Here is a 12,078-nt window from a genome sequence, read left to right as displayed (position 1 = left end):
ACATCCTTGGTGTCAAGGATGTGACCCAGGTTTGGCGGATCACTCTACGGAGAGCGATGATCGCGACGGCGAGGTCGAAGCCGGCGTCGAGGCGCGCGGTGATCCGTCCGCTGGCCCGGGACCTGCGGCACCCGTGGGAGATGCCGACCGCACCCGGCCGGCTCACCCCAGCCCGAGTTCGCCGGACGTTTCGGAACCTCCGCCAGCACATGCCGAGGCTGTCGCACGGTTCCCGCCGGGTGAAGGTCAAGAGCGATTCGCTGTTCGGTTCCGAGGGCCGAGGAGGCATCGGAGCCTTGGCTGGTGGAGCGGAACTTCTTGTCGTGCGACCGTGAACGTGATCTTGAGATGCCGCGGGATGTGCGGAACTGGCTGCCACCCGAGCACCTGTGCTGGAAGGTGCTCGACGTGGTCGAGCTGCTCGACCTGTCGGCGTTCGAGAACAGCTACCGAGACGACGGACGAGGCGGGGCGGCCTACCCTCCCGCGAGCCTGGTGGCATTGCTCCTGTACTGCTACAGCAAGGGAATACGCTCCTCCCGCCGCATCGAGCAGGCGTGTTGGGACGATGTGGGCTGCCGGATCCTCACCGGGAACCGCCGAGTGGACCACTCCACCGTTGCGCGGTTCGTTCGGCGCCATCGTGCCGCCTTGAACTCGCTGTTCGTGCAGGTCCTGGCACTGTGCGGCCGACGCGGACTGGTCGATCTTTCGGCGGTGGCCGTGGACGGCTCACCGATGGCAGCGAACGCCTCGCGGGACGCCAACCAGCGGCTCCAACGCCTGCAGGAGACCGTCTCCCGGTGCGAGAGGGAGATCAACGCTCTGATGGAAGACGTTGCCGACCACGCTCTGAACGTCGAGGCTGACGGGACGGTGCTCCAGGACGACAACGAGAGCACGTACGACAACTGGCCTCCCGCTTGTGCGACCGGCTCGCCCGGGCCCGACTTGCCAGGGACAGACTGCACGAACGGGCCCTGCCTTCACCCACCGAGATCCGGATCAAGGTCGAGGCCGCCGAGCGGATGGTGGCCCGCGCGGAGAAGCGTCTGGCTGCCGAGACCGCAGCTCACCAGGAGAAGCTGAACAAGTACGGGCTCCGGGCGCGAGAAGACCGTGCGGCAGGACGCCGCGGAGCCAACGGCCGACCGCCAGTCCCGATGGAGCGCAAGACTGTCCTCATCCGCCAGCGCGAGCGACTGACGAAAATGCGGGCCTGGCTGGAGCGGGCCCGCACACCCCGGCCGGTCCCCTCTCCGGGGTCCCGCGCCTGCCTGAGCGACCCCGACTCCCGGCTGATTCCCGGCAAACGTGGCGGCTACCTGCAGGGATACAACATCCAGATCACGTGCGCCCGCCGGCAATTCCTGCTGGCCATCGAAGCGCACGACAATCCCTCGGACCGAACGGCTCTCCTCCCAATGGTGAAGAAGACACAGCAGAATCACCAGACCGCAGAACTCCCCGGCGACATCGAACTCTGGCTCGCCGACAGTGGGTACGCCTCCGCCGCCGCCTTCGAGGCCCTCGCGGACCTCCCGCTGTTGGTCTCGGTCACCAGCGACGCCGACCAGGCCGGCTTCCCCGCGAAACGCCAGCAGGCCCCTGCCGGCCAACAGGACATGGCAGCCCGCCTGGCCACCCCGACAGGACGGGCCCAATACCGTCAACGAAGTGCCCTGGTCGAGCCGGGATTCGCCCAGCTCTTCCAACGATTCGGACGGCACCTCAACTACCGCGGCCGCCAGGCGGTCGACGCCGAAATCAAGCTCCTCGGGACGGTGCACAACCTCAACAAGCTCATCAGTCACATGCCCAAGAACCGCTCTTGACCTTCACCCGGCGGGAACCGTGCGACAGCCGCTGCCCTGTCCCGCCAGAGCACCGAAACCTCACCGGCCCGGCTCCGGACGACCACCCGGCACGAGAAACAGGAGGCGGGTGCCCCGCTACGACGTGGGCGAAACCGTCCGACGCGAGAAGACACTCATCGTCCTACAACGGTCGAAAGGTTAAAGAACCTTGCGGTTCTTCAGCCAGGTCCCGATCCGGCTGGCACCGCTGCGGCGGATCGCGGCCGGTGTCTGGTAGCCGGCCAGCAGGACGACCGGGCCCTTCTTGCTCAAGTTCAGCGCCCGCTCCAACGCCTGGAAGATCTCAAGAAGTTGAGCTCGGAGCCGGTTGATGTGCCGGGTGCGATCGTTGACCAGGTCAGTGCGACGGGCGATGAGAGTGCGCAAGTCAACGGCTATCTCGTCGCCGGGCCGCAGTAGACCGAGGTCCTTGCGCATGCGGGCCTGGTCGGCGATGACGAAGGCGTCCTTCTCATCCGTCTTGCCCTGGCCCCGATACGCGGTCGACGCCTGGTGCACAGCCAGGCCAGTGATATAGGCCATCGGCTGGTCGTGGCTGAGCAGCAAGCCGACGACTGCCGTGACGATCTCCGTAACCGCTTCCGGGGCGATCAGTGAGCCCGCGGTACCTGGCTCGCTGCGATGGCAAGCCTGAGTCCGCGATGCGCTCGGCGCACTCGGCACTGACGGACTTCTCGAACTGTGGGTCCGGCGCAGAGGAGGCGTTTGGCGACACGTCGAAACCGAAGCCGCGGCCCACGCCGCCGCGGGTGTACTCCTCCTGCCTGGCGGCCGACACCAAGCCGGTGTCTGCGGACGACGACCCGTGCGATGGCCGCTGAAGAACGTCCGAGCGACCGTCCGCCGCATGGCAGAGCACCCAAACCCAAGTCGGCTGGGCATGGTCCGTGCACGCTCCACCACATTTCACTGTCACGGAGCGTGAAGATCAATTGCGTCCGACTGAAGTGCCTGACGCTGTTGCAGGGGATGACCCACCGGGCGGGTTCGGTCTACGAGTGCCCGCCCGGTGGGTCCGGGGTGCCGGTCAGCCGAGCGGCAGTTCCAGGACGGCTTCCTGGCCGGTCGGGGAGGTGACGGTGGTGGTGGCGCCCTCCGTGCCGGTGAAGGAGTAGAGCCGGTCCCGGCTGTTGACGACCAGGGCCAGGCGGTGGCCGTCGGCGAGGTCGTAGGCGGCGGGCTGGAGCGTCCAGCCGACGGTCCGGTCCGTGCCGGTGTCCAGGTCCGCGGTGGTGACGGGCTCGTGGGTGATGATTCGGGCCCTGCCGTCCGGATCCACGTCGAGGAGGTAGGCGACCAGGGTGGCGGCGTCCCCTTCCTCGACGCGGACGGTGAGCCGGAGCCTGGCCGCGCCGCGGATGCGGCGTCCGCCCGCCAGCTCCTCGGTGGACCAGACCAGGAGCCGGTCCGGTTCGAAGCCGGCCGGGTCGTACGGCTTGGGGTTGCCGAACCACTCCTTCTGCCCGGTCTCCATGATGTCGTCCATGGCGGTGGCGGTGGTCTCGTACCCGGCGGTGAATGCCCGGCTCCAGCCCGTGGACGGCTTGTCCGACAGGGAGGCCCCGCCGTCCCCGTTGGTGCCGCCCAGGTACCACGTCTCGGTGCCGGTGGTGGCCTCGGACCAGGAGCGGAGCGGCTCGCGCCGTGCCGCCTCGACGATCCGGTCGCCGCCGATGCCGGTCGGTTTGGTCTTGTAGGTGAACATCACCTGGCTGTTGACCACCGGCCAGTCGGGCACGTCATCGCCCTTCCCGAGCAGGTGGTGGTCGAGCCAGGCGTAGGTTTCTGTCATCGGTGTCAGATAGCTCCAGAACGGGGTGCCGCTCGGCACGCCGGTGATGCCGACGCCTTCCGGGGCGCCGTGGTCGCCGATCCACAGGTTCAGGTGCTTGGGAACGGTGAGCTTCTCGAAGGTCGCGATCGCCTCACCGGCGGGGAACAGGCTCTCGTGCCAGGTGTTGGAGTAGAAGGTCGGGATGCCCCGCCCGTTGGTGGTGTCCACGTAGGTCTCCGGGGACCGCACGGTGCCCCACTCCACCACCTCCTTCATCTTCTCCCCGTCCTGGAAGTTCTGGAGGATGTCCCACGTCGCCTCGTCGAACTTCTCCTTCTCCTTGCCCTTCTCGGCTCCGGTGAAGCCGATCAGCAGTTCCACGGCCTTCTCGTGCCGGGTGCCGTTGTCGTAGAGGCTGGTGGCCAGGTTGCCCCAGGTGCTGAGGGCGGCCACGGCGGCGACCCGGTTCTTCTCGTCGTGCGCGGCGACCAGTTGACTGATCCCGGAACCGTAGGACAGGCCCATGAACCCGACCCGGCTCGGCGCGAACAGCCCTTCTGCGTGGTCGATCACCTTCGACCCGTCCGCCCAGTCGTCCGGTCCGGCGACACCGATGAACCCGTCGGACGTGAACGGCCCGTCCGGCTCCCCGAACCCGCGGGGCGTGTACGCCAGAACGTGGTAGCCGCGCGCCGCCAGGGAGAGGTAGCCGACCATGAACGGCATCCAGCCGTACGGGTTCCAGCCGGCGGGCACGATCACGACTGGGCGCGGCTCCGAGGTCTTCTGCTTGATCGCGAACGCGGAGAGACCGATCCCCTCCGTCACGGAAATGCGCGGGAAGCTGACCCCGGCCTCCCGCAGGACCCGCCCCACCAGCTCCCGCAGCTCCTCGGGGAGCGCCCCGGCCGGGACCGTGCCCTGGAGGGCCGCGAGCAGGGCACGGGCGACGGCGAGCACGGACGGGTTGATGTCGAGGCTCGCACCGCGCCAGATGCCGTTGGCCGCGATGTCCTCGATGGTCGCGTCGGTGACCGACGCGAGGGGTTCTCCGCCTTCGGGGGCCATGAACTGCTCCGTTCCTTCTGTTCCTGGACGACTAGGACGCCCACTGGGGCGCCAGGCAGATCATGGACTGGAGCGCACACACCGAAACGGAAGGGCGGCTGGCCGTACTCGATCGGATGGAGAACCCCCAGCCTGTGGTCCTGGCCCACTGCGCCTGCCGTGAGCGGGCTGGACCGGGCCGGTGGCCTTCTGCGAACAGGCCCGAAAGGAGTGCAGTCACCGTTAATGAACCGGTCGCAGTGGCTGCGAGCTGGCTATGGCACGGTCCTGGCCGGTTGACGCCCCTGGCACGAAACAGCCCGGTGGGCGCACATAGCTGCGACGGAGCAGATGACCACTTCCAGAACGCTCTGCCGAGGGCGAGGCCTAGCCGCGCCCGGCGCTGACGGGATACCTGACCTGGACAAGAACCGGGCGCTTGAGCAGTGGCTGGAGTGGTGGCAGTTGCGCCAGGTCCGGGGCCGGATCCGGGAGCTTGAGATCCGAGAGCGGCAGGAGGGGCGGGAGCGGGCGCGGGCCGAGCAGTCGCGGAAGATCCAGCCACAGCGGTCGGGCCGGACGGCGCTGTTGCACCGCGGCGGGTGCGGCCTGTACAACGCCGCGCTCGGCTTCCTGGACCGGGAAGAGGCACTCATCGCTCTGGCCGAGCCGGACATCGAGCCCTGCGAGGTGTGCCGGCCCGAGGCGGGGCTGGTGCAGGCGTAGGCCGGACGGGCGCCCGATGCGCTGCTCCGGGTCGGCGGCACGCTGAGCCTCCTGGACCTTCCTCTGCCGCTGCGATGCCAGCGCGCAGTTCCTTCTCCTCGCGCGCCTGGGCCGACCCGCGCGGATATTCACCTTCGTGCGGCAGCGTGGGCGCCTGCCCAGGGCAGGGCACTGACGCGGTGTGCCTACCAGACGTTCGCAGGCAGTCCGGATGTGAACGCCGGGAGATGGTTGCCGCGCCACGGGTGTCACGCCCATGATGGTGGTCATGTCGCAGGAGTGGGTGTCGGCAGGCAGTCAAGGTGCTGGCGCTGGCGCCCTGGTCTCGCTGTCGAGTGGTGAACTGCCGCGGGGCGACAGGTTCGACTGGTACGTGGAGCTGGTGCGGGAGAACGTCGCTCCCTTCTCCCTCGGAAGTTTCCATGCCCACGGTTTCGAAGCTCGTGTTGCCGGAGTGGATCTCGGTTCCGCGCAGCTCACGCACCTCGTCTTCGAACCGCTTCACGCCGCGCGGACACCGAGGCACATCAGGCGCGGTGACCCGGAGACATATCAGCTCGCCCTGATCAGCGGCAGTCCGATGATCACCCGCCAGCACGACAACGAAGCCGAGATCTCCACCGGCAGTCTGGTGTTCTTCGACACCTCCCATCCACTGGACACCCTCGTTCCGGATGACCGTGGGCAGGGCCGCGTCACGTTGTTACGGATACCCAGGGACGCCCTTCCGCGCCCGCCGGCCGGGTCGACCGGGTCCTGGCCCGGCAGCTCGTCCCGGACAGTGTGACCGGGCAGGTTCTCTGCCAGTACTTGACCACCGTCCGGGACCGTGCGGCCGATCTTGGCATGGACGAGCGCCACCGGCTCGGGACGATCGCGGTCGATCTCGCCACCGCATTCCTCGCCGAGCACGAACCGGTGGCGTAACCCTGAGCAGCCTCACCCCGCCGCGCACCCTCCCTTTCAGGCGGCGTCGGGAGCAGGCGCATGCCGCGCTGCGGCGGAAGATCCAGCCGCGGCGGTCATCATCGGCGGCTCTGGCGCACCGCGGGGACTGTGCCCTGTATCCGGTCGAGGGCGGATTCCTCACCCGGGAAGAGGCGCTGATCGCCTTGGCGGAGCCGGACATCGAGCCGTGCCAGATCTGCAAGCCCGGGACAGGGCTCGTCGACGGGTAGGAGCTGTTCGGACCGCCCGACGTGCCGGAGGGGAGCCGGCCCAGCAAGATCAGTCCCGTGAAGTTCCCGACCAAGGTGGCACTGGCCCAGGCCGTCCCGGTCCTGCCCGAGGGGCCGGGCTGGTGGTACGAACCCAACCGGAACCAGCCCCTTCCTTGCAGGTCAAAGCCGGTGTGGTCTGTCGCGATGTTGAGTGCGCCGAAGATCACGAGACACAACTGACCAGGCGGAGACAGCCAGGAAAGGGACACGACTGGGACCCGTGACACGGGAGGCGGTCTGGGCCGGGCTCGCTCTTCTGTCTGGCCCCCACCGGAAGGGGCACGACTACAGCCCCGACGTGATGCCCTTCACCGCCCGCGCGAAGGCGAGGACGGTCGGGGGAACATGGGAGCGGTGCCAGATCAGCCCCAGCTCAGAGGGGGGCAGTCCGTCGACCGGGATGAAGGTGATAGCGCTGCGCCGCCCGTGGTAGTCGGCCGTGGACCGGCACAGCAGCATCGCGCCCCGGTCCGCCGCCGTCAGACTCAGCCCCTCCTGAAGGGTGTTGACCAGTGGACCCGCCGGGATCGGCCGCAGCTCCGGGGTGTGGTCCGGGGTCTGTGCCAGGCGCCAGTATGCGGGCGCGGGACCAGGCACCCCGCCCGCGCCCACGCCGATGAGCTGGCAGCCGGTCAGCTCCTCCGCAGATACAGACTCCCGGGTCGCGACCGGGTTCCGGACGGAGACGGCGCGGGTCTGCGGCTGCCGGGAGAAGACTGGCCCGAGCACCAGGTCCTCCTCCCGTACTGGCATGAGCACCACCGCGCAGTCCACCTCCTGGCGGCGCACCGGCCCGAACGGGTCCGACAGCGGGATCTCCGTCAGCTCCAGGACGCGCCCCGGGCACTCTTCCTCGAACAGGGCTATCGCCTGGGCGAGGTAGTCGTCGATGGTGCCCTGGAAGCCGATCCGCAGTACCCCGCCCACCTTTGCCCGGGCGGCGGCCCGCACCTCGTCCAGGGTGGCGCGCAGCCCGTCGTACGCGGGCCGCAGGCTGCCGATGAAGGACTCTCCGAGCGGAGTCAGCCGCACCCGGCGGCTGGTGCGCTCGACCAGCGGGGCACCGATCCGTCCCTCCAGGCTGCGCAGCAGCTGGCTCACCCTGCTCTGGGAGACGTACAGTCGCTCGCCCGCCCGGCCGAAGTGCAGCTCCTCGGCCAGGACGAGGAACGCCTCCAACTCACGGATCTCGATACCGCCCACGGAATCCCGGCCTCCTCCACCTGATCGAGTAATCCCGCTCATAGAAGGATGAGAGATTGGCCGTTGTTCCCGAACGGCCCTGCGGCTTGGCTGGTTGTATGGCACAAACAGAGGAAATCGCAGACAAGGCGCCCGTAGAGGGGCAGCCGGCAGGGCGCGGGGGCTGGCCCGCAGTCGCCGCCGTCGCCGGGGCGACGTTCACGGTGGTCACCTCCGAAATGCTGCCCGTGGGGCTACTCACCCCCATCGGTGACACGCTCCATGTGAGCGAGGGGACCGCAGGGCTGACCCTCACCATCACGGGTCTGGTCGGCGCGGTCTCCGCGCCGCTGCTGACTCCGCTGCTCGGTCGGCTGGATCGTCGGGTGCTGCTGTGCTCCATGATGGCGCTGCTCGTGCTGGGCAACCTGCTCGCGGCGTGGGCCCCCGACTTCGGGGTGATGGTGGTCGCCCGCGTCATCGTCGGCATCGGCATGGGCGTGGTCTGGGCGGTCGCCGCCGGTCTCGCTGTACGGCTCGTGTCCGGCACCGCCATCGGCCCGGCCACCTCACTGATCTTCAGCGGGATCGCGGTGGCCTCGGTGCTGGGCGTCCCAGCCGGTACGTACATCGGCGAACTGGCCGACTGGAGATCGGCGTTCGCGGCCCTCGCGGCCCTCGCCGTGGTGGTCCTGATCGCGCTCGCGGCCCTGCTGCCGCCGCTCCCGGCCGAGCAGGTCATCCGGCTCGGCGGTGTGCTGAAGCTGATCGGCAACCCACGGGTGGCGACCGGGCTCGCCGTGGTGGCCTTGCTGGTCACCGGACACTTCGCCGCCTACACGTATGTACGGCCCGCGCTGGAGGAGATCTCCGAGGCCAGCCCCGCGGTGATCGGCACCGTGCTTCTCGTCTACGGCGTCGCCGGCGTCCTCGGGAACTTCGCGGCCGGGGCCGGGGCGGGCCGCTCCCCGCGCGGCACGCTCCTGGGGATCGCCCTCGTCCTGGCGGCCGCGGTGGGGCTCCTGCCTCTGCTCGGCGGCTCGGTGCTGACAGCCGGTGTGCTGCTCGCGGTGTGGGGGATCTCGTACGGCGGCGTGTCAGTGAGCACCCAGACCTGGCTGCTGGCCGCCGCGCCGCAGGCCCGTGAGGCGGCGGCCTCGCTCTTCGTGGGTGTCTTCAACGGGGCGATCGCGCTGGGCGCCCTGGTCGGCGGTCTCATTGCGGACGGCGTCGGGATCGAAGCCGTGATGTGGCTCGGCGGCGGCCTGGCGCTCGCCGCCCTGCTGGTCGCCGCCCTGGGCCGGGCCCCGGAGAGCGGCCGGCTCGGCTAGACCGCCGGGCCGGCCACGCTTGGACCTTCCGAGCCGGGGCTGGACCGCCGGGCCGCGTCACCCCGTACGCGGCCCGGGGTCTCCTCCACCGACGTCAGGAATTATCGGATCGACGCCACCCAGGCGGCTCTTCAGCGGCGACGGCGTGCCCGCAGCCCAGGGTCGGCACCGCGATCCGGGCCAAGTCCGGCCGTATGTCGATGTGGTCGAACAGGGCGAGCTGGGCGGTACCCGCCTGCTGCCGAGCAGCATTCGTTGCCCATGCAGCATGGGTGCGGCGTCTGCTGGCCGACGACGAACTGCTGGCCAGCCTGCATCTGAACGAGGACGACCGGGCATCACTGGTCCAGGCGGCCGGACTGTAATGTGCAAAGCCCCGGGTAACCCGACGGCCGCTGTTGCCAGGCTCCGACCCGCGACGGCCGTCCTGCTTCGGCTGCCGGCTCGGGAGCCCGTTTCCGAACAGAACGCCGGCGCGAGGCATCGGCTGGTCCTCTTGGTAGACGTGCCCGGCACGCTACCCGGACCAAGCCCGCCCAGGGAACCAAAGCCCAAAGCATTACTCTCGGATGGCCGCTCAGGACTTCAAGATCAACTCGGCCTGGAGAAGACCTACGCCTTCAACCTCTCCGGCCACGTCCTGCAATCGATCCTCTGGCAGAACCTCTCCCCGGTCGGCGACGACCGCCCCGACGGCGCCCTCGCCGAACACCTGGGCGGCTTGCGGCAGTTCAAGAAGCATCTCACCGTTGCGGCCGCGTCCGTCCAGGGTTCCGGCTGGGGCCTGATCGCCTCGGAACCCCTCGGCAAGCGCCTGATCGTCGAGCACGGGGACTATTGCTCACCCGTCTTCACCGGGTCCGCACCCGGCCGACCAGCGCGGCCAGCGGTGGCCGTCCGAAGCCTGTCGGATGTCCGGTCAGTCCGCTGCCGGTGAATGCCGACCGGGCAGCCGCGGGCACGCATGTCCGCCCTCGGGATTGGTGAGCGACGATAATCCTGAGCGCTGTGTTCGGTAGATTGAGGCGGTTGCTCTTCACGCTCGGCGACCGTGAAATGTGGTGGGACGTGCACTGAACGTGCTCATAGGATGCGCAGGATGCATCGACCACCTGCGGGGGACGTGTGAGTGAGCTGGCCTGCGTCGCGCCAGAGGTCCGGGACCGGCTCGTCGTTCGGTTCGGCGCTGATGTGCTCGGTTGGTGTGACGAGTTGACGACTCTCGTCCATGAACTCGCTGCTCGCTGGAATCTGGATCTTGTTGAGGCGGGTGGCGGAGGCACCTCGCGGGTGTTCCGCTGCTTGCAGCGTGACACCGGTACCTCGGTGTGGCTGAAGCTCACGCCAGAGCCCTTGATCGCCCGCGAGGAGGCCGAAGCCCTGCGAACCTGGGCAGATATGCCGTCGCTCGTCACTCTCCTGGCAGCAGACCTCGCTGCCGGGGCCCTGCTGCTGGAGCATGTGGAGCCGGGAGTGCCGGCGCGGCAGCTCGCTTGGAATGTGCCCGAGGTCGCAGCCCTGCTGCGGGACCTGCGGGTCTCGCTTCCCGTGCCAGGGGAGCACTCGGTGCTGCGGCCACTCTCACACCGGATCGACTTCCTGTTCGACTTGACTGAACGCAGGCTGGCGGCGGCCCGCGCGAACGGCTTGGTTGCCCCGACGGTGCTCGGTCAGGCCCGAGCGGCGGCCCTGGAACTTGCGGCCAGTGGGCCTGTGGGGCTCGTGCACGGTGATCTCCATCCAGCCAACGTGCTGTCTGGTCCGGGCGCCCGCATGGTGGCGATCGATCCGAGGCCGACGTGGGGCGACCCGGACTTCGACGCTGTGGACTGGGTGTTTGAAGGAGTTGCAGATCCAACCGTGCTGGAGCAGAGGATCGAGGAGCTGGCGGCGTTGGTTCCTGGCATGTCTCCTCGTCGTGTGCTCGGTTGGTGCCGGGCCCTGGCTGCCCTCATTGCGGTCCCGAGAATGTGTGCGGGGCGGGACGATGCGGAGACCCGGTTTCTCATGGCCTTGGCTGGCGGCTGATCCACGCGGTGGCTGTGACCGGATCCGTTCGGCCGTCTCCACTGTGTCGGGCAGCTGCTGTGGGCGCCCGGAGCGTAGTTCTTTTCGTACTCGTGGCGGGCCTTGCGCTGGGCCGGGACCGCGGGCACGCCCTGGCCGACGTCGAGCGGCTGACAGCGGGCAAGGAGCTGGCGGTGTGCGGCGAGTGTGGCGGTCACGCGCATGGTGTAGCCCTGGCCTCGCCGTACGGTCGCCCATGGTCGAGCGCGGCCCGCTCGGCGGGCTCCAGGTCGGTGGTGCGGAGGAAGTCGGCGTCCTTGCCCGGCATGTCGAGGGTGATCGGCAATTCCGGGGCGGGAGTGCCCTCCTCGATGGCGGTGTGGTCGGGCAGGAGGTCGGCGACAGCCGTACGGATCGCGCCGCGGCTGACCCCGTGGTCACGGGCGAGGGCGGCGATGGAACGGTCCTCCAGGTACGCGGCGCGGACTGTGCCGGTCTTCGTGGCTGCCACTGCGGGGCGGCGTCCGCCCTTGCTGCCCTCGGCCTCGGCGGCGCGCAGTCCGTCGTAGGACAGCTCGCGCTGGGGGTCGCGCTGGAGTTCGCCGGTGGCGGCGAGGGTCTGCATCATGAACTTCACGGTGGACAGCAGTTCGCCGGTGCGCGGGTGGCGGGCGGTCAGGTCCATCGCAGAGAACGCGCCGTCGTGAATGCGCAGCGCTACCTGGTCGCGGTGGAGGACGCCGAGCACGTCGAGGATGTGCCCGGTGCCTCGTACGAGGTGGAACATCTCGGAGATGTGGACGGTGTCGCCCGGCCGGGCTTACGAGCTGGTGCGTGATTGCGTTGGAGACGCGGGGGGTCTGGGCTGGGGTTTGTGTCAGCCGGTGGTGTTGCGGTCGGAGACGAGGCCGGCG

General features: G+C 69.1%; 10 protein-coding genes and 3 pseudogenes. 9 read left to right on the top strand and 4 right to left on the bottom strand.

The features are described 5' to 3' along the window. The first annotated feature begins 303 nt into the window (after positions 1 to 303). The 3 genes and pseudogenes from AB0D53_RS39050 to AB0D53_RS39040 all read left to right on the top strand — a co-directional run. Positions 304 to 1,089 (top strand): transposase, encoded by a 786-nt coding sequence (locus AB0D53_RS39050; protein WP_362454117.1) that lies wholly within the window; start codon positions 304 to 306, stop codon positions 1,087 to 1,089. 74 nt (positions 1,090 to 1,163) lie between these two features. Then, positions 1,164 to 1,835, top strand: a complete 672-nt coding sequence (locus AB0D53_RS39045) for a transposase (RefSeq protein ID WP_362454116.1) — start codon at positions 1,164 to 1,166, stop codon at positions 1,833 to 1,835. A gap of 31 nt (positions 1,836 to 1,866) precedes the next feature. Beyond that, positions 1,867 to 2,019, top strand: a pseudogene (locus tag AB0D53_RS39040) (transposase); the annotation flags it as partial. Between the two features lie 2 nt (positions 2,020 to 2,021). Here the strand turns inward: AB0D53_RS39040 and AB0D53_RS39035 are convergent. Both AB0D53_RS39035 and AB0D53_RS39030 read right to left on the bottom strand, forming a co-directional pair. Beyond that, a pseudogene (locus tag AB0D53_RS39035) lies at positions 2,022 to 2,477 on the bottom strand (IS110 family transposase); the annotation flags it as partial. Between the two features lie 427 nt (positions 2,478 to 2,904). Continuing rightward, the gene (locus AB0D53_RS39030; RefSeq protein ID WP_362454115.1) at positions 2,905 to 4,719 is read right to left on the bottom strand and encodes a CocE/NonD family hydrolase; all 1,815 of its coding nucleotides are present in this window, start codon (positions 4,717 to 4,719) and stop codon (positions 2,905 to 2,907) included. Between the two features lie 330 nt (positions 4,720 to 5,049). Here AB0D53_RS39030 and AB0D53_RS39025 point away from each other — a divergent pair, with 330 nt between their 5' ends. From AB0D53_RS39025 to AB0D53_RS39015, 3 genes are all read left to right on the top strand, one after another. Beyond that, positions 5,050 to 5,424 carry a DUF6233 domain-containing protein gene (locus AB0D53_RS39025; protein WP_362454114.1) on the top strand — a complete coding sequence of 125 codons (375 nt, stop codon included), beginning with the start codon at positions 5,050 to 5,052 and terminating at the stop codon, positions 5,422 to 5,424. Positions 5,425 to 5,692: 268 nt separating this feature from the next. Then, entirely contained in the window at positions 5,693 to 6,211 is a 519-nt protein-coding gene (locus AB0D53_RS39020) for a hypothetical protein (protein WP_362454113.1), read from the top strand. A gap of 109 nt (positions 6,212 to 6,320) precedes the next feature. Next, a complete protein-coding gene (locus tag AB0D53_RS39015; RefSeq protein ID WP_362454144.1) occupies positions 6,321 to 6,602 on the top strand; it encodes a DUF6233 domain-containing protein in 282 nt (93 codons plus the stop codon). A 327-nt stretch (positions 6,603 to 6,929) separates the two neighbouring features. Here the strand turns inward: AB0D53_RS39015 and AB0D53_RS39010 are convergent, their stop codons facing one another. Further along, complete coding sequence (locus AB0D53_RS39010; RefSeq protein WP_362454112.1) at positions 6,930 to 7,847, bottom strand: LysR family transcriptional regulator; 918 nt, start codon at positions 7,845 to 7,847, stop codon at positions 6,930 to 6,932. 98 nt (positions 7,848 to 7,945) lie between these two features. On the opposite strand from AB0D53_RS39010, the gene AB0D53_RS39005 reads away from it, so the two are divergent. From AB0D53_RS39005 to AB0D53_RS38995, 3 genes and pseudogenes are all read left to right on the top strand, one after another. Next, a complete protein-coding gene (locus tag AB0D53_RS39005) occupies positions 7,946 to 9,157 on the top strand; it encodes an MFS transporter (RefSeq protein WP_362454111.1) in 1,212 nt (403 codons plus the stop codon). 577 nt (positions 9,158 to 9,734) lie between these two features. Next, a pseudogene (locus tag AB0D53_RS39000) lies at positions 9,735 to 9,983 on the top strand (Fe-Mn family superoxide dismutase); the annotation flags it as partial. A 299-nt stretch (positions 9,984 to 10,282) separates the two neighbouring features. Then, positions 10,283 to 11,185, top strand: a complete 903-nt coding sequence (locus AB0D53_RS38995) for an aminoglycoside phosphotransferase family protein (protein ID WP_362454110.1) — start codon at positions 10,283 to 10,285, stop codon at positions 11,183 to 11,185. 193 nt (positions 11,186 to 11,378) lie between these two features. On the opposite strand, the gene AB0D53_RS38990 is transcribed toward AB0D53_RS38995, so the two are convergent. Beyond that, complete coding sequence (locus AB0D53_RS38990; protein ID WP_362454109.1) at positions 11,379 to 11,951, bottom strand: hypothetical protein; 573 nt, start codon at positions 11,949 to 11,951, stop codon at positions 11,379 to 11,381. Between the last annotated feature and the right edge of the window lie 127 nt (positions 11,952 to 12,078).

The sequence above is a fragment of the Streptomyces sp. NPDC048295 genome (assembly GCF_040652135.1).
In the GTDB taxonomy this organism is placed as follows: domain Bacteria; phylum Actinomycetota; class Actinomycetes; order Streptomycetales; family Streptomycetaceae; genus Streptomyces.
This window is presented reverse-complemented; position numbering and strand designations above follow the sequence as displayed.

Bases quoted from the DNA above. Each gene is read 5' to 3' on its own strand.
- AB0D53_RS39025 (WP_362454114.1), top strand. From the start codon at position 5,050: ATGACCACTTCCAGAACGCTCTGCCGAGGGCGAGGCCTAGCCGCGCCC.
- AB0D53_RS38990 (WP_362454109.1), bottom strand. From the start codon at position 11,951: ATGTTCCACCTCGTACGAGGCACCGGGCACATCCTCGACGTGCTCGGC.
- AB0D53_RS39030 (WP_362454115.1), bottom strand. From the start codon at position 4,719: ATGGCCCCCGAAGGCGGAGAACCCCTCGCGTCGGTCACCGACGCGACC.
- AB0D53_RS39020 (WP_362454113.1), top strand. From the start codon at position 5,693: ATGTCGCAGGAGTGGGTGTCGGCAGGCAGTCAAGGTGCTGGCGCTGGC.
- AB0D53_RS39005 (WP_362454111.1), top strand. From the start codon at position 7,946: ATGGCACAAACAGAGGAAATCGCAGACAAGGCGCCCGTAGAGGGGCAG.
- AB0D53_RS39045 (WP_362454116.1), top strand. From the start codon at position 1,164: ATGGAGCGCAAGACTGTCCTCATCCGCCAGCGCGAGCGACTGACGAAA.